The organism is Arsenicicoccus sp. UBA7492, from assembly GCF_002479615.1.
GTDB classification, from domain to species: Bacteria; Actinomycetota; Actinomycetes; order Actinomycetales; family Dermatophilaceae; genus Arsenicicoccus; species Arsenicicoccus bolidensis.
Window position 1 is genome coordinate 1 of the sequence record NZ_DLOE01000023.1, and the last position, 21,544, is coordinate 21,544.

21 protein-coding genes are annotated in these 21,544 nt (G+C 72.6%); 14 read left to right on the plus strand and 7 right to left on the minus strand.

The window, feature by feature from the left end; all coding sequences use genetic code 11:
• Positions 1–162 precede the first annotated feature (162 nt).
• From B4E97_RS06165 to B4E97_RS06190, 6 genes are all read left to right on the plus strand, one after another.
• On the plus strand, positions 163–873 hold the full coding sequence (locus tag B4E97_RS06165; protein WP_286959073.1) for a hypothetical protein: 711 nt from the start codon (positions 163–165) through the stop codon (positions 871–873).
• A 124-nt stretch (positions 874–997) separates the two neighbouring features.
• The gene (locus B4E97_RS06170) at positions 998–1,675 is read left to right on the plus strand and encodes a hypothetical protein (RefSeq protein ID WP_286959074.1); all 678 of its coding nucleotides are present in this window, start codon (positions 998–1,000) and stop codon (positions 1,673–1,675) included.
• A 240-nt stretch (positions 1,676–1,915) separates the two neighbouring features.
• The gene (locus B4E97_RS06175) at positions 1,916–2,146 is read left to right on the plus strand and encodes a hypothetical protein (protein WP_286959076.1); all 231 of its coding nucleotides are present in this window, start codon (positions 1,916–1,918) and stop codon (positions 2,144–2,146) included.
• On the plus strand, positions 2,143–2,694 hold the full coding sequence (locus tag B4E97_RS06180) for a DUF4334 domain-containing protein (RefSeq protein ID WP_029211469.1): 552 nt from the start codon (positions 2,143–2,145) through the stop codon (positions 2,692–2,694). Before B4E97_RS06175 ends, B4E97_RS06180 begins: the two co-directional genes overlap by 4 nt.
• A 25-nt stretch (positions 2,695–2,719) precedes the next feature.
• Positions 2,720–3,601 carry a dioxygenase gene (locus tag B4E97_RS06185; RefSeq protein ID WP_286959079.1) on the plus strand — a complete coding sequence of 294 codons (882 nt, stop codon included), beginning with the start codon at positions 2,720–2,722 and terminating at the stop codon, positions 3,599–3,601.
• A gap of 49 nt (positions 3,602–3,650) precedes the next feature.
• The gene (locus tag B4E97_RS06190) at positions 3,651–4,715 is read left to right on the plus strand and encodes a glutathione S-transferase family protein (protein WP_286959080.1); all 1,065 of its coding nucleotides are present in this window, start codon (positions 3,651–3,653) and stop codon (positions 4,713–4,715) included.
• A gap of 67 nt (positions 4,716–4,782) precedes the next feature.
• Here B4E97_RS06190 and B4E97_RS06195 read toward each other — a convergent pair whose 3' ends face one another.
• On the minus strand, positions 4,783–7,188 hold the full coding sequence (locus tag B4E97_RS06195) for a nitric-oxide reductase large subunit (RefSeq protein ID WP_286959081.1): 2,406 nt from the start codon (positions 7,186–7,188) through the stop codon (positions 4,783–4,785).
• A gap of 85 nt (positions 7,189–7,273) precedes the next feature.
• On the opposite strand from B4E97_RS06195, the gene hrpB reads away from it, so the two are divergent.
• Positions 7,274–9,937, plus strand: coding sequence for an ATP-dependent helicase HrpB (gene hrpB / locus B4E97_RS06200; RefSeq protein ID WP_286959082.1), 2,664 nt, complete (start codon positions 7,274–7,276; stop codon positions 9,935–9,937).
• A 43-nt stretch (positions 9,938–9,980) separates the two neighbouring features.
• Positions 9,981–10,142 carry a hypothetical protein gene (locus B4E97_RS06205; protein WP_286959083.1) on the plus strand — a complete coding sequence of 54 codons (162 nt, stop codon included), beginning with the start codon at positions 9,981–9,983 and terminating at the stop codon, positions 10,140–10,142.
• Here the strand turns inward: B4E97_RS06205 and B4E97_RS06210 are convergent.
• Positions 10,133–10,378: a hypothetical protein gene (locus B4E97_RS06210; RefSeq protein WP_286959084.1), complete on the minus strand. Its 246-nt coding sequence runs from the start codon at positions 10,376–10,378 to the stop codon at positions 10,133–10,135. The two genes, B4E97_RS06205 and B4E97_RS06210, sit on opposite strands and share 10 nt — an antisense overlap.
• Positions 10,379–10,478: 100 nt before the next feature.
• On the minus strand, positions 10,479–11,117 hold the full coding sequence (locus tag B4E97_RS06215) for a hypothetical protein (RefSeq protein ID WP_286959085.1): 639 nt from the start codon (positions 11,115–11,117) through the stop codon (positions 10,479–10,481).
• 90 nt (positions 11,118–11,207) lie between these two features.
• Between B4E97_RS06215 and B4E97_RS06220 the strand changes: the two genes are divergently transcribed.
• Both B4E97_RS06220 and B4E97_RS06225 read left to right on the plus strand, forming a co-directional pair.
• Positions 11,208–12,257: an SGNH/GDSL hydrolase family protein gene (locus B4E97_RS06220; protein ID WP_286959086.1), complete on the plus strand. Its 1,050-nt coding sequence runs from the start codon at positions 11,208–11,210 to the stop codon at positions 12,255–12,257.
• 223 nt (positions 12,258–12,480) lie between these two features.
• The gene (locus B4E97_RS06225) at positions 12,481–13,848 is read left to right on the plus strand and encodes an MFS transporter (RefSeq protein WP_286959087.1); all 1,368 of its coding nucleotides are present in this window, start codon (positions 12,481–12,483) and stop codon (positions 13,846–13,848) included.
• Positions 13,849–13,852: 4 nt separating this feature from the next.
• Here the strand turns inward: B4E97_RS06225 and B4E97_RS06230 are convergent, their stop codons facing one another.
• Both B4E97_RS06230 and B4E97_RS06235 read right to left on the minus strand, forming a co-directional pair.
• Positions 13,853–14,311, minus strand: coding sequence for a DUF3817 domain-containing protein (locus B4E97_RS06230; RefSeq protein WP_029211477.1), 459 nt, complete (start codon positions 14,309–14,311; stop codon positions 13,853–13,855).
• 97 nt (positions 14,312–14,408) lie between these two features.
• Positions 14,409–15,329 (minus strand): ROK family protein, encoded by a 921-nt coding sequence (locus B4E97_RS06235; protein ID WP_286959088.1) that lies wholly within the window; start codon positions 15,327–15,329, stop codon positions 14,409–14,411.
• Between the two features lie 113 nt (positions 15,330–15,442).
• Here B4E97_RS06235 and B4E97_RS06240 point away from each other — a divergent pair, with 113 nt between their 5' ends.
• From B4E97_RS06240 to B4E97_RS06250, 3 genes are all read left to right on the plus strand, one after another.
• The gene (locus B4E97_RS06240) at positions 15,443–16,156 is read left to right on the plus strand and encodes an HAD family hydrolase (protein WP_286959089.1); all 714 of its coding nucleotides are present in this window, start codon (positions 15,443–15,445) and stop codon (positions 16,154–16,156) included.
• Positions 16,153–18,654: a glycoside hydrolase family 65 protein gene (locus B4E97_RS06245; RefSeq protein ID WP_286959090.1), complete on the plus strand. Its 2,502-nt coding sequence runs from the start codon at positions 16,153–16,155 to the stop codon at positions 18,652–18,654. The genes B4E97_RS06240 and B4E97_RS06245 overlap by 4 nt, the downstream gene beginning before the upstream one ends.
• Before the next feature lie 64 nt (positions 18,655–18,718).
• On the plus strand, positions 18,719–19,411 hold the full coding sequence (locus B4E97_RS06250; RefSeq protein WP_286959091.1) for a DNA alkylation repair protein: 693 nt from the start codon (positions 18,719–18,721) through the stop codon (positions 19,409–19,411).
• A gap of 66 nt (positions 19,412–19,477) precedes the next feature.
• Here B4E97_RS06250 and B4E97_RS06255 read toward each other — a convergent pair whose 3' ends face one another.
• Positions 19,478–19,966, minus strand: a complete 489-nt coding sequence (locus tag B4E97_RS06255; RefSeq protein ID WP_239263744.1) for a hypothetical protein — start codon at positions 19,964–19,966, stop codon at positions 19,478–19,480.
• Between the two features lie 61 nt (positions 19,967–20,027).
• Between B4E97_RS06255 and B4E97_RS06260 the strand changes: the two genes are divergently transcribed.
• The gene (locus tag B4E97_RS06260; protein WP_239263747.1) at positions 20,028–20,657 is read left to right on the plus strand and encodes a flavin reductase family protein; all 630 of its coding nucleotides are present in this window, start codon (positions 20,028–20,030) and stop codon (positions 20,655–20,657) included.
• Between the two features lie 12 nt (positions 20,658–20,669).
• Here B4E97_RS06260 and B4E97_RS06265 read toward each other — a convergent pair whose 3' ends face one another.
• Positions 20,670–21,539 (minus strand): MaoC family dehydratase, encoded by an 870-nt coding sequence (locus B4E97_RS06265; protein WP_286959092.1) that lies wholly within the window; start codon positions 21,537–21,539, stop codon positions 20,670–20,672.
• Positions 21,540–21,544 lie beyond the last annotated feature (5 nt).

Genomic DNA, 21,544 nt, shown 5'->3' on the forward strand with positions numbered 1-21,544 from the left:
ACGGATCAGTCAGGAGAGCCCGAATTCCTAGGCAACTCATAACCTCACGACAGGCTCGCGACAGGACGGGGCACCAGGCTCGTCCGCGACGCAGCAGACGGCGTCGGCGTCGGCGCCTGTCCCCTCGGGCGCCGACGCCACCACACCGACACGGGAGTCACGATGTCCGACAACAACCGCATCCTCACCGCCGGCGCCGTCGTCGCCGCCGGGCTCATGATCGCCGGTGGCGCGGCGGCAGCGCAGGCGGCCACCTCGACCACCCCCGCAGCGACGGGCTACGGCTCGACGCCCGGCTACGGCACCCCGCCCGGCTACGGCGACGGGCGGGGTCGCGGCGGCCACGAGCACGCCACCGTCACCGGGGACGAGGCCACCAAGGTCAAGGACGCCGTCAAGGCCAAGGACTCGGCGGTCACCGTCGAGCAGGTCCTCAAGGACCCGGACGGGTCCTACGACGTCATCGGCACCAAGGCCGGCCAGCGCGTGATGGTCGAGGTCAGCAAGGACCTCAAGACGGTCGAGGTGCGCACCGGTGGACGAGGAGGACCCGGCGGGCGCGGCGGCAAGGGCCCGCGCGGCGGCAACCACACCGCGGCCACGGCCTCGGAGACCACGCAGGTCAAGGCTGCGGTCAAGGCCAAGGACTCGACCATCACGGTCGAGCAGGTCATGAAGGACGAGGACGGCTCCTTCGACGCCATGGGGACCAAGGCCGGCCAGCGCGTGATGGCCGAGGTCAGCAAGGACCTCAAGACGGTCGACGTGCGCACCGGTGGCCGCGGCGGCCATGGGCGTCACGCCGGCCAGCCCGGTCAGACGCCGGCCCCCAGCACGAGCGGAGCGGCCTCCCCCGCCGGCTACGCCGTCTGATTCCTAGGTCGGCCCCACGGCGTTGACAGCGTCGCGACAGCCCTGGTCGTGATCGTAGAGGTGGCGGGTGAAGGGCCCGCCGGTGCACCCGCACCGACCTCATGACGATCCACCAGGAGCAACGATGTCCCCCAACAACCGCACTCTCACGGCTGCCGCGGTGGCCGCTGCCGGTCTGATGATCGCCGGCGGCGCCGCGGCCGCCAACGCCGCGACCACCGGGTCCGGGCAGGCGACGACGGGCTACGGCTACGCCGCACAGGGCTACGGCGACGCCGGGCACGGCGGGCAGCGGGCCCCGCACGAGCACACCGCCGCCACGGCCGACCAGACCGCCAAGGTCAAGGCCGCTGTGACGGCCAAGGACTCCACCATCACGGTCACCACCGTGCAGAAGGACCCGGACGGATCCTTCGACGCGCTCGGCACCAAGGCAGGCCAGCAGGTCCGCGTCGACGTCTCCGCGGACTACAAGACGGTCACGGTCGGCACCGGCGGGGGCCACGGCGGCGGGCGCGGCGGGGGGAGCACGGACACTGCCGTGACCGGCACCGAGGCGACCAAGGTCAAGGACGCCGTCAAGGCCAAGGACTCCTCGGTCACCATCACGGAGGTCCGCAAGGACCCCGACGGGTCCTACGACGCGCTCGGCACCAAGGCCGGCCAGCAGGTGTTCTACGACGTGTCCAAGGACCTGGCGACGATCACCCAGAGCACCGGCGGCCAGGGCGGGCACGGCGGGGCACAGGGAGGCGAGCAGGCGCCCAGCTCCAGCTCGACCTCTGCCCCCACCAGCGCCTGACCAGCTCGCCCACCGGAGCCCGGCGACCCACGCGGTCGCCGGGCTCCACAGCGTCGGCACAGGCGCACGACAGCGCCACGGCAGGCTGCGCACCCACCCTGGAGACATGAGCACGCCTGCCGCCTCCCTCCCCCGCCTCGCCGTCCCCGCCGGGACGGGCTCGACCGCACGCTGCCGGCGACCTACGCCGCCGAGCGGTGGGGCCTCGCCTGGGCGGGCCTCGACCTGGCCCTCGCCGGGTTGTTCGCCACGACCGGCTGGCTCGTCCGGCGGCAGGACCCCCTCGCCCCGGGACTCGCGCTGGCCACCGCGACGGCCCTGCTGGCGGACGCGTGGTTCGACTGCAGCACAGCAGGATCCGCAGACCTCGTCGGCGCGGTGCTGATGGCCTCCGTGGAGCTGCCAGCGGCGGCCGCCCTGGCCGGTTGGGCGGTGCGGACCACCCGACGGCGCGAGACAGTGGGGGCATGACCGACCTTCACGACCTCGAGCACGGCACCGACCTCGGGACGGCGCTCGAGACCTACGACCGGCTCGCGCCCGTGACGGTGGCGCAGCTGCGGGGATGGTGGCGCGGCACCGAGATCCCGACGGGGCATCCCCTCGACGGCGCGCTGACGGCATACGGCTGGTGGGGCAAGTGGTTCGCGGGACCGGAGGACGCGCACCCGCTGGTGTTCCGGGCGCAGGGCGGCGGGACCTACGAGGTCGACCCCGCCCGGCTCCCCCTGGGCGTCGGCCTGCGGGTGCCGCCCCTGCTGCGAGCTCGCATGACGGCCAATGCCTTTCGCGCGCTGCGCCCGGCGCTGCAGACCCGTCGTCCTCGGGGCCGGCTGCGGATGCTCGAGCATCGTGGCGTGGTGTCGGCAGCCCTCGTCTACGACCACCAGCCGATCGTCGACACCTTCCGGGCGGTCGACCCGGACACCCTCGTCGGGGTGATGGACCTGCGCGGGATACCGCCATACCTCTTCTCCCTCAGGCGCAGCACTGCTATGGTTGAATCCTCAACTATCTAGCAGACTGCCAGCCAGGAGCCAGCCCGTGACCACCACCACCGCCGCAGCCGACGCGCTCGTGCCCGCGACCCACCCCTTCGCCGGCCACCTGCACCGCGCCGCGGCGGCGGAGCGGCACCCCTCGTGGACGCCGGACGACGGGGCCCTCCCCGCGATGTACCTCTCCCACGGCGCACCGCCGCTGCTCGCCGACGCGGGGTGGATGGCGCAGCTCCACACCTGGGCCAACGACCTGCCCCGCCCGCGCGCCGTCCTCGTCGTGAGCGCCCACTGGGAGTCCGACGCCATCGCCATCACCAACCCCCACCCGCGCGAGCTGGTCTACGACTTCTGGGGGTTCGACCCCGTCTACGAGCAGATGCGGTATGACGTCCCCGGCGCCTCGTGGCTCTCCCGACGCGTGCGCGAGGTCATGCCGGACGGGGTGCACGTCCACGAGCAGACCGCTCGCGGACTCGACCACGGCGCCTGGGTGCCCCTCAAGGCGATGTATCCCGAGGCGGACGTCCCGGTGCTCCAGCTCAGCCTGCCGACCGCGGACCCCGAGCGGCTCCTGCGCCTCGGGGCGGCCCTGCGCCCCCTGCGCGACGAGGGCGTGCTGGTCCTCGGCTCGGGCTTCATGACGCACGGGCTGCCCTTCATCCAGTGGTCCCAGCCGGACGTCGTGCCGACCTGGTCCTCGGAGTTCGACGCCTGGGCGGCGGAGGCGCTCGGGCGCGGGGACGTCGAGGAGCTGGCGCGGTTCGCCGAGCGCGCTCCCGGTGTGGGCTTCGCGCACCCGACCGTCGAGCACTTCACGCCGCTGTTCGTCACGCTGGGGGCGGCAGCCGATCCGACCGCTCCCGTGCAGGGCGTCGTCGAGGGCTACTGGACGGGCTTGTCCAAGCGGTCCTTCCAGGTGGCCTGAGCCGTGCGACCCGTGGCTAACCTCGCGACCGCCGGGGCATGGTGAGCTCATGCCTGACGCACGCAACGCCTCCGTCGACGGCCCGTTCGAGCGGGACGAGTCCTATGTCAACGACCGCATCGTCGCGGACGCCCCCGCCGGCGAGCCCACGGGCGACCGGGTCGGCGCCATGCGCTGGCCGGTGGAGCCGGGTCGCTATCGCCTGGTCGCGGCCCGGGCCTGCCCCTGGGCGCACCGCAGCGTCATCGTCCGCCGGCTGCTGGGCCTCGAGGACGTCATCTCGCTGGGGCTCGTGTCCCCCACCCACGGCGAGGAGTCGTGGAACTTCGACCTCGACCCGGACGGGCGGGACCCGGTCCTGGGGATCCACCTGCTCCGCGAGGCCTACGACGAGCGCATCCCCGACTACCCCAAGGGGGTCACGGTCCCGGCGATCGTGGACGTCCCGACCGGGCGGCTGGTGACCAACAACTTCCCGCAGATCACGCTCGACCTGTCGACCGAGTGGCGCGAGCACCACCGCGAGGGGGCGCCCGACCTGTGGCCGGAGGCGCTCCGGGCCGAGATGGAGCCCCTGATGAAGCGGATCTACACCGAGGTCAACAACGGGGTCTACCGCTGCGGCTTCGCCTCGGACCAAGCGTCGTACGACGCGGCGTACGAGCGCCTGTGGACCGCGCTGGACTGGCTCGAGGGCTACCTCGCCGACCGGCGCTACCTCGTCGGCGACCACATCACCGAGGCCGACGTGCGGCTGTTCACCACGCTGGTGCGCTTCGACGCCGTCTACCACGGCCACTTCAAGTGCAACCGGAGCACGCTGTCCGAGATGCCGGTCCTCCACGCCTACCTGCGCGACCTGTTCCAGACGCCCGGGTTCGGCGACACGACGGACTTCCCGCAGATCAAGGAGCACTACTACTGGGTGCACTCGGACGTGAACCCCACGCGCATCGTCCCGCTCGGCCCCGACCTGGCCGGGCTGCTCGAGCCCAGCGGCCGCGAGCAGCTCGGCGGGTCGCCGTGGGGCAAGGGCACGGCTCCCGGCCCGGTCCCCGAGGGCGAGCGCGTGCCGGCGGACCACACCCCTCTGGGAGAGCGCGCCTGGCAGTGAGCGGGCTCAGCGCGCTCAGGTATGACGGAGCCCCGGCGACCCGCGTGGTCGCCGGGGCCCGCCCTGATCACTCGTGGAGCGCGGGCTCCGTGTCGGTCGTGCGCAGGTCGCCGGCCTCGACCTCGTCCGAGCGGCCGCGCAGCGACCTCCCGGTGAGCAGGCCGACCATGAACACGCCGATCGCGAGCGCACCCAGGGCAAAGATGATGTCCCCGGGGACGCGCAGCCACCGCACGAAGGTCAGCGTGGGGGTGTAGAGGAACTCCTCGCTGCGGGCGTACCACAGGCCGGAGTCGATCGACGCCCAGGCCTGGGCCAGGCCCAGCGGCAGCAGCGAGACCAGGGCCATCGTGAGCAGGCCGCCGTTCAGGCCCCAGAAGCCCCACTTGATCCACCGGTCGTTCCACTCGTGGCCCGGCATCAGCGAGCGCACGCAGAACAGCATGAGACCGATGCCGAGCATCCCGTAGACGCCGAACAGGGCGGTGTGGGCGTGCAGCGGAGTCAGGTTGAGGCCCTGGACGTAGAACAGCGAGATCGGCGGGTTGATCAGGAAGCCGAAGACCCCGGCGCCCAACATGTTCCAGAAGGAGACCGAGACGAAGAAGTAGATCGCCCACTTGTAGCCCGAGACCCACTCCTTGACCTTGAGGATGCGCAGGTTGCGGAAGGCCTCGAAGCCGACGAGGGCGAGCGGGACGACCTCCAGCGCGCTGAAGACGGCGCCGAGTGCCATGACCGGGGCCGGGGCGCCGGTGAAGTACAGGTGGTGGGCCGTCCCGATGATGCCGCCGGCGAGGAAGATCGTCGTCGCGGAGATGACCGCCGTGGTGCCGGTGGTCGCCTTGATCAGGCCGAGGCGGGCGAACAGGAACGCGATGACCGTCGTGGCGAAGACCTCGAAGAAGCCCTCGACCCACAGGTGCACGACCCACCAGCGCCAGTACTCCGCGATCGACAGGTGGGTGGAGTGGCCCATGCCGAAGGCGGCGCCGTAGAACCCGGCGATGGCCAGGCAGCTCATGAGCAGCATCGCCACGAGGGAGCGCATGCTGCCCGAGGCCAGGGGCGCGTCCTCGGTGGGGCTGATCGACGAGCCCGTCGCCTTGGCCCGGCGCAGGGCCGGGGCCATGGCGCGCCACATGAGGAAGAACCACAGGAACAGGCCGATGAACAGGCCGATCTGGAAGACGCGGCCCAGGTCGACGTACTCGTAGCCCTGGGTCCCGAGCCAGAAGGTGAGCTCGGTGCCGTAGCCCATCTTGCCCTTGATCGACAGCCACTCGCCGGCCATCGAGCCCAGCACGACGATCAGCAGGGCGACGAACAGCACGTTGACGCCGAGCCGCTGCAGCCTGGGCTCACGACCGCCGACGGCGGGACCGACGTAGAGGCCGGTGGCGAGCCACGCGGTCGCGATCCAGAAGATGCCGAGCTGGGTGTGCCACGTGCGCACGACGGCATACGGCAGGACCTGGTCGATCGGGATCCCGAAGAGAGCACCGCCCTCGACGCCGTAGTGGGCGCTGACGATGCCGCAGGCGATCTGCAGGACCAGCAGGAAGCCGACGACGAAGAAGTACTTGAGCGTCGCGCGCTGGCTCGGGGTCGGGGCGTAGCCGAGGAGCGGGTCGCGGCCGGGTGCCAGTTCCGGGGTCTGCACGTCCTCCTCGGCGTGGGACGTGTGGTACCACACGAGCCCGGCGATGCCGCCCAGGAGCAGGATGAAGCTGATGATGCTCCACAGGATGTTGCCCGGCGGCGGGACGTTGTCGATCAGCGGCTCGTGCGGCCAGTTCTGCGTGTAGGTCACGTCCGTGCCGGGGGCGTCGGTGGACGACGACCAGCTGGTCCACCAGAAGAAGGCCGCCATCTGCCGGGCCGCCGCGGGGTCCTTGAGCGTGCCGCGCGGGATGGCGTAGTGCTCGTGGCCGCCGGCGAACATCGAGCCGTAGTACTGGGCGTTGGACTCGAACGCCCGGACCCGCTCCGGGGACAGCGAGATGGTCTCGGTGCGGGCGTCGAAGGTGTTGGTGCGCATGGCCTGCTTGAGGCGCGCCTTGAGCGCGGCCTGGCGCTCGACGGGCAGCTGGTCGTAGGACGACATGCCCTCCGCCTTGGTCCAGGTCTCGAGCAGCAGCGTGGACTCGCGGTGGAGCCAGTCGGCCGTCCAGTCCGGAGCGACGTAGGCCCCGTGGCCCCAGACGGACCCGATCTCCTGCCCGCCGAGGGACGCCCAGACCTGCTGTCCCTGGACGATGTCGTGGCCGGTGAACAGCTCCTGCCCGTCGGTGGAGACGACGTGGGCGGGGATCGGCGGCTTGTGGGTGTTGATCTGCTGCCCCATCCACAGCAGCACGGCGAACGAGCCGACGACCACGCAGGCCAGCGCGATCCACCATCGCTTGTCTCGCCGGGAGATCCGGTGGTGCTCGACGAGCGCTCCGGTGTCTTGAGAGTCCTTGAGGCTCATCGCCCCTCCATTAATAACGGGATATGTCGTGCTTAATATTGCACGACCTGAGAGCACTCTGACAACCGGGGGCTACTCTCTGGGCATGACTGCCCTGCGCCTGCCAGGTCTCGACCGGCTGGACCTCGGCCGGATCGGTGCAGGGTTGCCGTTCGCGGCCTCGGTGCCGGCCTTGCAGCAGGCGCTGGCCGCAGGTGTCGCGGTGGTGCAGGCGCCACCGGGGACGGGCAAGACGACGCTCGTGCCACCCGTGGTCGCCAGGGTGCTGGCGAGCCGCAGCCGTGGTGGCGGGGACGGCGGCGGGGACGGCGGCGGGGATGGTGCTGTCGCTGCGGGTCGCGTCGTCGTGGTGCAGCCGCGTCGCGTCGCCGCGCGGGCTGCGGCCACCCGGCTGGCGGCGCTGACGGGCACGCGCGTCGGCGAGGTCGTGGGATGGACCGTGCGGGGCGAGCGACGGCTGGACCGGGGCGCCCTGATCGAGGTCGTGACCCCCGGCATACTCCTGCGACGCCTGCTCGGCGACGCCTCGCTCGACGGCGTGGGTGCCGTGGTGCTGGACGAGGTGCACGAGCGCGGGCTGGAGACCGACCTGCTCGTCGGGCTGCTCACCGACCTGCGCGAGCTGCGGGACGACCTGGTGCTGGTGGCGATGTCGGCGACGGTCGGTGCGGAGATGTTCGCCCGGCTGCTCGGGGGTGGGTCGGGAGCCGCCCCGGTCGTCGACTGCCCGTCGGCCCTGCACCGGCTGACGGTGTCCTGGCGGCCCGGGGCCGGACCGCGGACCGACGACCGTGGCGTCGCCCGCGCCTTCCTGCGTCACGTGGCGGACGTCGCGGCCGAGGCCCACCGGGACGCCCTCGCCACCGACCCGGGCGTGGACGCGCTGGTCTTCGTGCCTGGCGCCTGGGAGGTCGGCCAGGTCGCGTCGCGCCTGCGCGAGCTCACGGGCACCGGCCGCACCGGTGGCCCTGGCGGCACCGAGGTGCTCGAGCTGCACGGCCAGGTCGGACCGCGCGAGCAGGACCGTGCCGTGGGTGGCCGACCGGCCGGGGGGCCACCGCGGATCGTCGTCTCGACCTCGCTGGCCGAGTCCTCGCTGACCGTCCCCGGGGTCCGCCTGGTCGTCGACTCCGGCCTCGCCAGGGAGCCACGCAGGGACGCCGCCCGGGACATGTCAGGCCTGGTCACGGTCACCTGCTCGCGCGCCTCCGCCGACCAGCGCGCCGGTCGCGCGGCCCGCCTCGGGCCGGGCGTGGTGGTGCGGTGCTACGACGAGAGCACGTATGCCGGGATGCCCGAGCACGTGACCCCCGCCATCGCGACGAGCGACCTCACCGACGCGGCGCTGCTGCTCGCCTGCTGGGGCACTCCGCGGGGGCAGGGCCTGCACCTGCCCACCGTCCCTCCAGCTGCGGCGATGCGCGACGCGGAGACGACCCTGCGGCGGCTGGGCGCCGTGGACGCCGTCGGGTCGGCGACCGCCGAGGGCCACCGGCTCGCGCGGATCCCGGTGTCCGCCAGGCTCGCTCGTGGCCTGATCGACGGCAGCCAGCTGGTCGGACCGCGCCGCGCAGCCGAGGTGGTGGCCGCTCTCTCCGACGACATCCGCTCTCCCACCGGGGATCTCACGGGCCTGCTGCGCGACCTGCGCTCCGGGCACCCGGCCTCGGACCGGTGGCGCCGCGAGACCCGCCGCCTGGAGCCCCTGGCCGCCGAGCGGGTGGGCGGGACGGCATACGACGGGGTGGTCGAGGGGCTCGTCGTCGGGCTGACGCACCCCGAGCGCGTGGCTCGCCGGTCCGGCGACACCTATCTGCTGGCCAGCGGGACGAGAGCCGCTCTGCCACAAGGCAGCCCGCTCGCGCACCAGGAGTGGTTGGCGATCGCCGACGTCACGAGGGCCTCGGGGAGGGCCGCTGCGGGGACCGGCGCCGTCGTCCGGCTGGCCGCGCCGATCGGCCAGGCGACGGCGGAGCTCGTCGCCGCCCACCTGCTGGTCGACGAGGTGCGGGCCGAGCTGGTCGGCGGACGCGTGCGAGCTCGGCAGGTGCGGGCGATCGGCGCCATCGAGCTGACCTCGACGCCGGTCGCCACCTCCGGCGCCGGGGTCCGGGGCGACGTCCGGTCGGCCCTGCGGGAGGCCGTCCGAGAAGCCGTGCAGGACAAGGGACTCGACGTCTTCACGTGGTCACCGTCGGCGACCGTGCTGCGAGATCGCCTGGCGCTGCTGCACGCTCATCTCGGCGGACCCTGGCCTGACGTCTCGGACGAGGCGCTGCTCGACCGGCTGGACGCGTGGCTCGGGCCCGAGATCGACGCCCTGGCCCGAGGGTCCGCCGCGAGCCACCTCGACCTGACCGATCCGCTGCGCCGACTGCTGCCCTGGCCGGAGGCGGCCCGCCTCGACGAGCTGGCCCCGGAGCGACTCGTCGTCGCGAGCGGCTCGCACGTCCGGATCACCTATCCCCCGCACGACGACCCGACGGCGCGGCCGACGGTGCGGGTCAAGCTGCAGGAGTGCTTCGGCTGGGCGGCGACGCCCACCGTCGCGGACGGGAGGGTCCCCCTCACCTTCCACCTGCTGTCGCCGGCGCAGCGGCCGCTCGCGATCACCGACGACCTGGCGTCCTTCTGGAGCGGGCCCTACCAGCAGGTGCGCGCCGAGATGCGGGGCCGCTACCCGAGGCACCCGTGGCCCGAGGACCCGTGGACGGCCCAGGCGACGGCGCGCACCAACCGCCGCCGCTGACCGATCCGGCCAGCAGGACGCGGTGCGGGGCTACGGTGGGGCGATGACTGATGACATCCCGCGCGAGCACGAGCCGTCGGGCTTCGCCCGGGTCTTCGGGTCCTTCCTCGGCCTGCTGGCCGTGGTCGGGCTCGGCTGGGCCGTCACCCGGGGCCGCGACCGCGACCCCGTGACGGCGGCGCGCCGCCCCGACCCTCAGCGCTGAGACTGCACGGCCCGCTGGCGGCTCAGCATCCAGGACATGGTGCCCACGAGCCCCGCGAGCGCCAGGGCCAGGACGGCATACTCCACGGGCGATCCCTCACCCTTGGCCACCAGCGTGATGAGGCAGGTCATCAGGATCGCGATCGGGGCCGTGAAGGCGGCGATGGCGCCCTGCATGCGGGCCTTCTCGGACTGTCGGGGCTTCTGGGTCTGCTGGGCCTTCTGCGTCGTCTCCATGGATCCATCACACCAGCGATGACGGCCCCGCACCTCGGCCCGAGGGCGGAGATCCGGCCACCGCGCCTCCCCCTCGAGGAGGAGCGGAGCTGCGGTCAGGTCAGTCGCAGTTGGGGCAGATCCCGTTGAGCGGCACCTGCAGGAAGCAGCGCGGGCAGATCACCGGCGCGGGCTCGGAGTCGACCTTGCTGACCCGGCGGGCCGGCTGCGCCTTGGGGACCCGCGGCTCGCGAGGCGCCTTGGGCTCTTTGAGTGTCCGAGGTGTCCGCACAGCACGCACCGCACGGTCCGCGACCGGGGACGTGTCGACGGTGGTGACCGGGTGCAGGAACGGCTGGGCGTCCTCGGGCACGCCCGGCGCATAGCGACGGTTGCACTCCAGCCGCGCCTCGGCGGCGGCCTGCTCGCGCAGCTCCGGTCCGGGGGCCTGGTCCCCGCAGGCGGTCAGGACCGCGTCATACGTCGGGCCCACCGCCCCGTCGGCCTGCACGACCAGCGACACGAGCTCCGGCTCGCCGGCCTCCCGGGTGCGGCCGGCCACGATGGTGAGGACCTTGCCCAGCCAGCTGCGGAACGGCACCTCGGTGCTCACCCCCGAGCGCTCCTGGACGCGAGCCGCCAGGTCGGCGTAGGTCACCGCGGTCTGGTGCACCGCCGCGGTCTCCAGGAGCAGGACGCTCGCGTGGTCCGCCCAGGTCTCGTAGCGCTGCTGCATGCTCATCAGTCGGGGATCGCCCATGGCCCCATCATCCCAGGCAACGGGCCCGCCCCCGACCACGGACCGCTATCGTCACGGTCAGCCACCACCAGACCGCCCCGAGGAGCCCCCATGGGTCAGCACCGTCACTCCACCGCACGCCGAACGACCCGACCGGCGCGCCTCGCAGCCCTGGCGGCCGCGACCGCGGTCACCACGACCCTCGTCACGGCGGTCGCGGCGTCCCCGGCCCAGGCCGAGCGCCCGCGCGACTACGTCGCCCTCGGCGACTCCTACTCCTCCGGCGAGGCGGTCAGGCCCTACCTCCCCGGCTCCGACACCACCACCAACCGCTGCCACCGCTCCCGGCGGGCCTATCCCCCGCAGCTCGCCGCGACCCTGGGCGCCACCAGCTTCGACTTCGGCGCCTGCGCGGGCGCGGTCACCCAGGACCTCTACGCCCCCGACCACAACGGCAACCGCGTCACCGTGGACGCCCTCGAGCCCGCCCAGCTCAGCCGGGTCGACCGCCGCACCGACGTCGTGACCCTCACCATCGGTGGCAACGACGTCGGCTTCGGCTCGGTCCTCGCGGCATGCCTGTATAGCGACCAGCAGCGCGCCACCCGCAAGGACTGCTCGGCCGACGCCGCGCTGACCGGCGCGGTGGCCGCCCGCATCGACGCCCTGGCCGGCCGCGGCACCGCCACCACCCCGGGCGGTCTGCCGATCACGCCCCTGCACGAGGTCATCGCCGACATCCGCCTGCGCTCCCCGCACGCCCAGGTCGTGCTCGGCACCTACCCGCAGCTCGTGTCCTCGACCTTCGCCGGCACCGAGTGCCGGGTCGGTGGGCTGACCGTGCGGGAGGCGCCGACGCAGACCGTCCCGCTCTACGTCTCCAAGGCCGACGCCACGTGGTTCACCGAGACGGTCGACCGCCTCGACCAGGTGATCCTCGACGCGCCACGGTCCGTCCGCGGCCGCCCCGCGCAGGTGGCCGACGTGCGCCCGTACTACGGCGACCACTCGCTGTGCAGCGGCACCGCGTCGTGGATCACGCCGGTCAAGGGCACCGTCTCGGCGACCACCGGATCCGTCTCGATCGACTCCTCGTCGATGCACCCGACCGCCGAGGGCCAGGACGCCTACGCCCGGGCGTTCGACGCCAGGATCCGATGATCGCCTGAGGCGGCCGCGGCGTGCGGCGGGTTCGACATACGGGCTGGTCATGGGCTTGGGTAGACGACTGTTCACCCGCGTCCGACCAGGTCGGACCCCCACGAACCCCCTCAGGAGGGTGCATGTCGCACGCCCAACCGGACCGCCCGGCCGAGCGGAGGCTCGAGGTCGAGCACGTCACCGTCGTGGAGCCGCGCTCCGTGCGACGGGCATCGTCGGCGCCATGGTCGGCAACGGCATGGAGTGGTACGACTTCGGGATCTACGGCTACCTGACGGCCACGATGACCACGGTCTTCGTGCCGGACGTGCCCAAGGAGTGGCAGCTGGTGGTCGTGCTCGCGGGCTTCGCCGTCAGCTTCCTCGTGCGGCCCGTCGGCGGGCTGGTCCTCGGTCCGCTGGGCTACCGCATCGGACGGCAGCGCACCCTCGCGCTGACGATGATCATGATGGCCGTCGCCACGGCCGCGATCGGCCTGCTGCCGACCAGTGCGCAGGTGGGCACCTGGGCGCTGGCCGGGCTGATCGCCTGCCGGGTCGTGCAGGGCTTCTCCACCGGCGGCGAGTACGCCGGCGCCACGACCTTCGTGTCGGAGTACGCCCCCGACGGCCGGCGCGGATTCTTCGCCAGCATCCTCGACGTCGGGTCCTACCTGGGCTTCGCCGTCGGCGCCGCGGTGGTCGCGCTGCTGCAGGTGACGCTCGGGCAGCAGACCATGCTCGACTGGGGCTGGCGGGTGCCGTTCCTGCTGGCCCTGCCGCTCGGCGCCGTCGCGCTGTACTTCCGCCTCAAGATCGAGGAGTCGCCGACCTTCGAGCAGACGCACGACGTCGACACGAGCGAGCTGGACGTCCCCGACTCCGAGAAGCGCCTCGGGGCGCTGGGGATCGTGCGCCACCACTGGCGGCCCATCCTCATCGCGATCGCCCTGGTCGGTGCCACCAACACGGCCGGCTACTCCCTGACGAGCTACATGCCGGCCTACCTCGAGGAGACCCACGGCTACACCGCCGTGCAGGCCTCCCTGGCCACCATCCCGGCGCTCGTGGCCCTGTCGATCGCCGTGCCCTTCGTCGGCCGGCTGTCCGACCGGATCGGCCGCAAGCCCGTCTACGCCATCGCGATCGGGTCCGCGATCGTCCTCACGGTCCCGGCCTACCTGATGATGGCCAACCCCTCGCTGGTCATGGTGGCCATGGGGATGCTCGCCTTCTCGGTGCTCTTCTACATCGCGATCTCGGCGTCGGCGCTGCCCGCGCTGTTCCCGACCGCCTCGCGCTACGGCGCGATGGGGATCGCCTACAACCTGTCGGTGTCACTCTTCGGCGGCACGGCACCGATGATCGGCGAGCTGCTCATCAAGGTGACCGGCATCTCGATCGCGCCGGCGTTCTACACCATCGCCTTCGCGGTGCTCGGCGGCATCGCTCTGCTCAGCATGAAGGAGAGCGCCCGCCGTCCCCTGCCCGGCTCGATGCCGACGGTCGCGTCCTCCGAGGAGGCGCGCGAGCTGGTCGCCACCCAGGACGACAACCCCGACCTGGACACCGACGAGCTGCCCTTCGAGCTGCACGACGCCACCCGCGGCTGACGCCTCAGCGCCGGGGGACGGGCGGGCCCAGCCAGAGCAGCACGGCGGCCACCACGGCCACCACCAGCACCGCGACGACGACGGCCAGGAGCGGGCGGGCCAGACCCGTGGCGACGACCCGCTCCGGCAGCGTCCGCGGAGCCTCTCCCCCGGCGCCCAGGCGCCACCGGTCGGCGAGCAGGCCGCGCCGTTCGGCATACGACTCGAACGGCACCGTCGCGTAGGGCACCACGGCCGACGCCAACCCCGTCAGGGTCGTGCCGACCGGCCAGCGCCGGTCGATCGCCACCACCACGGTCACCAGGGCATAGGCGAGGAAGACCACCCCGTGCACCATCCCGCCGATGCGCACCCCGAGCTCGGTGGTGTGCGTGACGTACTTGAGGACCATGCCGATGATCAGCAGGGTCCAGGTGACCACCTCGGCCTGGGCGAGACGGCGGTACAGCAGACGGGGGCTCACGGGACTCCTCGGCACGGTTGACGACAGCGACGCAGATCGTGCCACGTCTCCCTGGACGACGTCATCGACCCGTGCAGCACTGATGTGGATCCGTTCCTCAGCCGTTGACGTCGAGGCCGAGGGCGATCGCGCCGAGCACCCCGGCGTCATCGCCCAGCCCCGGCGGCACCACGAAGTCCGCTGCACCACCGACGACCTCGGGACGGCTGATGTAGCCGCCGAGCCTCCCCACCATGGCCGCGCGCGTCGCCTCCAAGGCCCCCGTCAGGTGCGGCACGCCGCCGCCGACGACGATGCGCTGCGGCGAGAGCATCAGCACCAGGGCCGCCGTCACCTGGCCGATGTAGTAGCCGGCGAGCTGCGCCGCCTCGGCCTGGCGGCCGGGGTCCAGCAGCTCCAGGCGCGTCCCGTACCGGTCGGCGAAGGCCGGGCCGCTCGCCATGCCCTCGGCGCACCGCCCGTGGTAGGGACAGCGGCCCGCGTAGTCGTCGTCCGGGTGCCGCTCGACGAGGACGTGGCCCATCTCGGGGTGGAGCAGGCCGTGGACGGGGCGGCCGTCGAGGACCGCACCGCCGCCGATCCCGGTGCCGACGGTGAGGTAGACGACCGAGCCGACCCCCTGCCCCGCGCCCCAGCGCTGCTCGGCCAGCGCGGCGCCGTTGACGTCGGTGTCCCAGCCCACGGGCAGCCCGAACCGCTCCCGGAGACGTCCCACCACGTCGGTGTCGCCCCAGCCCAGCTTGGGGGTCGTCGTGATCCGGCCGTATGCCGGGTCCCCCTCGTCCAGGCACACCGGCCCGAACGACGCGACGCCGAGCGCGGCCGGCTCCTCCCCCGCGTCGAGCCGCCCCTGGACCCAGTCGCCGACGGCGCCGAGCGTCTCGTCGGGGCTCGTCGTGGGGATCACCGTGCGCTCGCGCAGGTCATGCGGTCCCGCCCCGACGGCGCACACGACCTTGGTGCCGCCCATCTCGATCCCTGCCACGGTCCGCGCCCCGGTGCGCTGCGTCGTCGTCATGGGACCACTGTGCACGCCGCGCGGGCCGTCACGCTCAGCGACCCCGGGCGCTCGTGCGGGGCAATCACGACTAGATCGTTCAAGTGGCGTCAGATCCTCGCTACCCTCGAGGGGTGGACTGGACCCGATATGACGCTGCGCTCTTCGACCTCGACGGCGTGATCACGCCCACCGCGATCGTGCACATGCGGGCGTGGAGCGAGATGTTCAACGCCTACCTGACCTCGCGCGGGATCACCGAGCCCTACACCGACGAGGACTACTTCGCCCACGTCGACGGCAAGCCGCGCTACGACGGCGTGCGGACCTTCCTCGCCTCGCGGGGCATCACGCTGCCCGAGGGCGAGCCGACCGACGCGCCCGGCACCGAGACCGTCTGCGGCCTCGGCAACGGCAAGAACGACGCCTTCCGCACCGTCCTCGAGCGCGACGGCGTCGAGCCGTATGCCGGATCGGTGCAGCTGCTCGACCACCTCGCCGCCATCGGCACCAAGGTCGCCGTCGTCTCCTCCTCCCAAAACGCCCGACCCGTCCTGACCTCCGCCGGGCTCGTGGACCGCTTCCCCGTGATCGTGGACGGCGTCGTCGCCAAGGCCGACGGCCTGCCCGGCAAGCCCGCCCCCGACACCTTCCTCGCGGCCGCGGAGCGCCTCGGCGTGCCCCGCGAGCGCGCCGTGGTGCTCGAGGACGCGGAGTCCGGGGTGGCGGCCGGCCGCGCGGGCGACTTCGGGCTGGTCGTGGGCGTCGACCGCGGCGCCGGCGTCGAGCGGCTCACCGAGTGCGGGGCCGACGTCGTCGTCTCGGACCTCGCGGAGCTGGTGCAGTGACACCCCTGCACCTGACGGCCGACCCCCTGGACCGCACCCGCTTCCCCGTCGAGCCGTGGCGGTTCGTCGAGACCGAGTACTCCGGCGAGGACCTCGGCACCACCGAGACGTTGTTCGCCGTGGGCAACGGCTATCTCGGCATGCGCGGCAACCCGCCCGAGGGGCGCGAGGCGCACACGCACGGCACCTTCATCAACGGCTTCCACGAGACGTGGGACATCCGGCACGCCGAGCAGGCCTTCGGCTTCGCCAAGGTCGGGCAGACCATCGTCAACGTCCCGGACGCCAAGCTGATGAAGCTCTACATCGACGACGAGCCGCTGCTGCTGGCCGTCGCGGACCTCGTGCACTACGAGCGCACCCTGGACTTCCGGACCGGGATGCAGACCCGCGACATCGAGGTGCGCACCGCCTCCGGCAAGCGGGTGCGGATCTGCTCGACCCGCATGGTCAGCTTCACCGAGCGCCACCTCGCCCTCATGTCCCTCGAGGTGACCCTGCTCGAGGGCGACGCCCCCATCGTCGTGTCCAGCCAGATCATCAACCGGCAGGACGGCAAGGACGAGTACCACGTGCGCGCGGCCGCCATGGGCGAGGGCCACGACCCCCGCAAGGCGGCGGCCTTCGCGGACCGGGTGCTCGAGCCGCAGTCGCACTGGCACAGCGACCGCCGGATGATCCTCGGCTACCGCACCGCGCAGTCCGGCATGACCCTCGCCGTCGGTGCGGACCATACGATCGAGACCGAGGCGGCATACGAGGAGCTCATCGACAGCGACCAGGACCGCGGCCGCAAGATCTATCGCGTCGACGCCAAGCAGGGACAGGCGGTCACGATCACCAAGGCCGTCAGCTATCACACGTCGCGCGGCGTGCCCGTGCGCGAGCTCGTCGACCGGTGCCGCCGCACGCTGGACCGGGTGCGCGAGAACGGCACCGACCACTACGTCGAGCAGCAGCGCGCGTGGATGGAGCGCTACTGGGCCAACACCGACGTCGAGATCGAGGGTCACCCGGCCCTGCAGCAGGCCATCCGGTGGAGCCTCTACCAGCTGGCCCAGGCCTCGGCCCGCGCCGACCAGATGGGCATCGCCGCCAAGGGCGTCACCGGGTCCGGCTACGAGGGCCACTACTTCTGGGACACCGAGGTCTACGTCGTCCCGTTCCTCACCTACACCTCCCCCGAGGTGGCGCGCAACGCCCTGCGGGCTCGCGTGCAGATGCTCCCCAAGGCCCGCGAGCGCGCCCGCGACCTGTCGCAGCGCGGAGCGCTGTTCCCCTGGCGGACGATCAACGGCGAGGAGGCCTCGGCCTACTACGCCGCGGGCACGGCGCAGTACCACATCGACGCCGACGTGGCCTTCGCGTTCAGCAAGTTCCACGACGTCACGGGCGACGTGGGCTTCATGGCGCGCGACGGCATCGACGTGCTCGTCGAGACGGCCCGCATGTGGGCCGACCTGGGCTTCTGGCGCGAGAACGGCAAGCGCACCTTCGAGATCCACGGGGTCACCGGCCCGGACGAGTACACCACCGTGGTCAACAACAACCTCTTCACCAATGTCATGGCACGCGACAACCTGGAGCGGGCTGCCCGCGCGGTCCGTGAGCTGCAGGAGAACGACCCCTCCGGCCATGCCCGCCTCGTGCGTCGGCTCCGGCTGGAGGACGAGGAGATCGTCGAGTGGGAGGCCTGCGCCAAGCACATGGAGATCCCCTACGACGACGAGCTGGGCATCCACCCGCAGGACGACCACTTCATCGACCGCGAGGTGTGGGACCTGTCCCGCACCGACCCCGCCCGGCGGCCGCTGCTCCTGCACTACCACCCGCTCGTGATCTACCGCTTCCAGGTGCTCAAGCAGGCCGACGTCGTGCTGGCGCTGTTCCTGCAGGGTGACCGCTTCTCCCTCGAGGAGAAGCGCCGCGACTTCGACTACTACGACCCGATCACCACCGGTGACTCGACCCTGTCCGCCGTCGTCCAGTCGATCATCGCGGCCGAGGTCGGGTACGCCGACATGGCGCTCAAGTATTTCTACTCCGGGTTGTTCGTCGACCTCGCCGACCTGCACCGCAACACCTCCGACGGCGTGCACATCGCGTCCGCCGGCGGCGTCTGGAACGCCCTGGTCTACGGCTTCGCCGGCATGCGCGACTACCACGGCGAGCTGTCCTTCGACCCCCGCATGCCCGACGCCTGGCCCCAGCTAACCTTCCCGATCCGGGTGCGCGGCACCAGGATCCGCGTCACCGTGCGGCAGGAGTCGATCGCCTTCGAGGTCGAGGAGGGCACCCAGGTCGACCTGTCGGTCCGGGGTGTGCCGTATGCCGTGACCGCCGGCTCGCCCGTCACCGTCCCCCTCGACGGCCACGGCGAGCACCGAGCCAGCCTGCAGGGCACGCACCCGGTGATCGGCGACCTGCGCACGGACGGGTCGATCATCTCGGCGGGCGTGCCCGACCCCGACCAGTGGCGGCCCGGCGGCCCCCACTGACCGCGGCACCCGTGGTCGTCTCTGTGCGCAGCAACGTCCGGCCGCTGGTGGCTACGCTGGCACCGTGAGCGACGCCGACGCCCTGGTCCTCGAGGTCCGGTCCCTCCTCGCCGCGCACGCAGACCCGGAGCGGGCGGCCGGGCAGCAGCGCTACATGAGGTCGGCGATGCCGTTCCACGGGCTGACCTCGCCGCAGCGCCGGCTCCTGACCCGTCCCGTCCTCGCTGCGCACCGGCTGGCCACGCGCGAGGAGTGGGTGGCGACCGTCCGCCGGTTGTGGGACGAGGCGAGCCACCGCGAGGAGCGCTACACCGCGATCGAGCTGCTCCGGCACCGCGCCTACGGCCAGTGGCGCGACAGCGGCCTGGCTCCCCTGCTCGAGCACCTCATCACGACCGGCGCGTGGTGGGACGTCGTCGACGCGACCACGCCCGTGGTGGGCGAGGTCCTGCGCGCCGAGCCGCCATTCGCGGCGCGGCTGCGCGCCTGGTCGACGTCCGACGACCTCTGGCTGCGCCGCGCCTCGATCATCGGCCAGCTCGACAGCAAGGGTCGCACCGACGTCGCGCTCCTCCAGGACTGCCTGGACGCCAACCTGCGAGACCGGGAGTTCTTCATCCGCAAGGCCATCGGGTGGGCGCTGCGCCAGCACGCCCGGGTCGACCCCGCCTGGGTGCGCATGTATGTCGCGACCCGGCGCACGCGCCTGTCCCCTCTCTCGGTCCGCGAGGCCCTCAAGCACCTCGGCGACGCCTGACCCCGTGCCAACCTCGCGCTCCCAGCGCGGGAAGCGCACACCCGGCTGCTGAGTGTGCTGCGAGGGTCAGCCGGCGAGGTCGGCGAGGAGGGAATCGCGCTGGTCGGCGGGGATCGCGTCGACGGGCAGCGGGGTGCGGGTGTTGTCGCGGCGCTCCAGGACGAGCACGCCGTCGTCGGTGACCCGCGCCCGGCGGAAGCGGTCGAGCGGGTGCTCCGTCCCCGAGATGGGGAACCGGACGAGGCGGGCGGGGGCGTCATACCTCAGCGCGAAGCGCTCCTGCACCCCGAGGGCCGAGGTGACCCGTCGGCGCCGACCGACGTCGGCCGCCACGAGGACCAGCGCCAGGATGACGGGCGTCAGGGCCAGCCACCAGGAGATCGACCCGCCCGAGAGTGCCACGACCACCGCCGCGACGACCGCGAGGACGACGAGCACCACCTCGAAGGCGCGCGCCCTACGGCGGGTGGGTCCGTCGATGGCCTCCGCCAGGCGCCGGACGAGGTCGGGGGTCGAGGTGACGACCGGTCCGCCGTCGTGGTCGAGGGTCTCCATGGCGGCGACTCTAGCCGGGGCGGACGGGCGTGGTCCGGCACCTCGGCCCTAGGGTGGCGGCATGCGTCACGACTTCCCGGTCCATGGCGAGGGTGCCCTCCCCAACCGCGGCCTCTATCACCTGCTGACGTCGGTGATCGTCCCGCGGCCGATCGCCTGGGTCACCTCACGGTCCGCCGCGGGCGTCGACAACCTCGCGCCGCACTCGTTCTACACCGTGTCGTGCGTGGACCCGGCGATGGTGCAGTTCACCTCGGTGGGGGTCAAGGACACCCTGCGAAACGTCCGTGAGACAGGCGAGTTCGTCGTCCACCTGCTCGGGGAGCGGCACGTCGAGGCGGGCAACGCGTCGGGGACGGACTACCCGGCGGACGTGAGCGAGCTCGAGGCGCTCGAGCTCGAGCGGGAGCCCAGCGCGACCGTCTCGGTGCCCCGCCTGGCCGCGTCGCCGGTCGCCATCGAGTGTCGGCTGCACGCCGCGGTGACGCTCGGCGACTCGACGGTCGTGATCGGCGCCGTGCAGCACGTCGCCGTCGACGAGGACGTCCTCGACCTCAGCCGCCCCGACAGCCCGCACGCCCGGATCCGTGACCTCGCGCCCCTCGCCCGCCTCGGCCGGGACGAGTGGGGCACGGTCGGGGAGGTGCGCGAGATGAAGCGGATCCCCTACTCCAGCATCAGCGGTCGTTGACGCGGCCGGGCGTCAGGCCTCGAGGGTCGCCACCAGGTGAATAGTCTCGGGATCCTTGGTCGCACGCAGCGCCGCGACCTGCGCGCTGCCCGACCGGTCCACGACGAGGTCCACGGTGGTCGGCAGCAGCACCGGCTTGCGGAACCACACGTGCGACCGGCTCGGGCCCGTGCTCTGCGGCCCGAGCGCGGCGATGGTGCGCGCACCGGTCCACATGCCGTGGGCTATGGCCCTCGGGAAGCCCATCGCCCTGGCCGTCAGCGGGTGCAGGTGGATCGGGTTGACGTCCCCGGACACCGCGGCATAGCGGCGGCCCAGGTCGTCGGCCAGCCTCCACCGGGCGCACGGGTCTCCAGCGGGTATGCCGGGGGCCGCGGCGCCACGCGGGGCATCGGCCTCGCCGGCCCCGCGCTGCAGATAGGTGCTGGTCTCCTGCCAGACGGCCTCGCCGTCGACCTCCACGAGCGTCACCAGGTCGACGAGCCGCCCCTTGGTGTGCGGGCGCAGCGACTCGGCCCACACGGTGACGTCGTAGGCCTGGTCGGCGGTCAGGGTGCGGTGCACGGTCGTGGCGTTCTCGACGTGCACGAGGCCCGGCATGGGCAGGGGGAAGTCCTTGTCGGACATGATCTTTGCGGCCAGGGGGAAGCCCAGCAGGTGCGGGTAGGCGTGCGGCAGGACGTCACCGCCCGCCGCCCCCACGAGCCGCTGGTAGTCCGCGAGGTGACCACGGTCGACCTGCACCCCGCGGCGCACCAGGCGTCGGGTGCTCAGGTCACCGCCGCGCCCCTTGGCGGTGAGGGCGCCGCGCACGAGCGAGCGCACCAGAGAGGGAGACTCGCGGATCTCCTCGGTGGCGACGGTGGGCTGGTCGGTCGTCATCCGGC

Bases quoted from the DNA above. Each gene is read 5' to 3' on its own strand.
- B4E97_RS06205 (WP_286959083.1), top strand. From the start codon at position 9,981: ATGACTGATGACATCCCGCGCGAGCACGAGCCGTCGGGCTTCGCCCGG.
- B4E97_RS06215 (WP_286959085.1), bottom strand. From the start codon at position 11,117: ATGGGCGATCCCCGACTGATGAGCATGCAGCAGCGCTACGAGACCTGG.
- B4E97_RS06195 (WP_286959081.1), bottom strand. From the start codon at position 7,188: ATGAGCCTCAAGGACTCTCAAGACACCGGAGCGCTCGTCGAGCACCAC.
- B4E97_RS06210 (WP_286959084.1), bottom strand. From the start codon at position 10,378: ATGGAGACGACGCAGAAGGCCCAGCAGACCCAGAAGCCCCGACAGTCC.
- B4E97_RS06165 (WP_286959073.1), top strand. From the start codon at position 163: ATGTCCGACAACAACCGCATCCTCACCGCCGGCGCCGTCGTCGCCGCC.
- B4E97_RS06255 (WP_239263744.1), bottom strand. From the start codon at position 19,966: ATGGAGACCCTCGACCACGACGGCGGACCGGTCGTCACCTCGACCCCC.
- B4E97_RS06190 (WP_286959080.1), top strand. From the start codon at position 3,651: ATGCCTGACGCACGCAACGCCTCCGTCGACGGCCCGTTCGAGCGGGAC.
- B4E97_RS06180 (WP_029211469.1), top strand. From the start codon at position 2,143: ATGACCGACCTTCACGACCTCGAGCACGGCACCGACCTCGGGACGGCG.
- B4E97_RS06260 (WP_239263747.1), top strand. From the start codon at position 20,028: ATGCGTCACGACTTCCCGGTCCATGGCGAGGGTGCCCTCCCCAACCGC.
- hrpB (WP_286959082.1), top strand. From the start codon at position 7,274: ATGACTGCCCTGCGCCTGCCAGGTCTCGACCGGCTGGACCTCGGCCGG.
- B4E97_RS06235 (WP_286959088.1), bottom strand. From the start codon at position 15,329: ATGACGACGACGCAGCGCACCGGGGCGCGGACCGTGGCAGGGATCGAG.
- B4E97_RS06225 (WP_286959087.1), top strand. From the start codon at position 12,481: ATGGTCGGCAACGGCATGGAGTGGTACGACTTCGGGATCTACGGCTAC.
- B4E97_RS06265 (WP_286959092.1), bottom strand. From the start codon at position 21,539: ATGACGACCGACCAGCCCACCGTCGCCACCGAGGAGATCCGCGAGTCT.
- B4E97_RS06220 (WP_286959086.1), top strand. From the start codon at position 11,208: ATGGGTCAGCACCGTCACTCCACCGCACGCCGAACGACCCGACCGGCG.
- B4E97_RS06170 (WP_286959074.1), top strand. From the start codon at position 998: ATGTCCCCCAACAACCGCACTCTCACGGCTGCCGCGGTGGCCGCTGCC.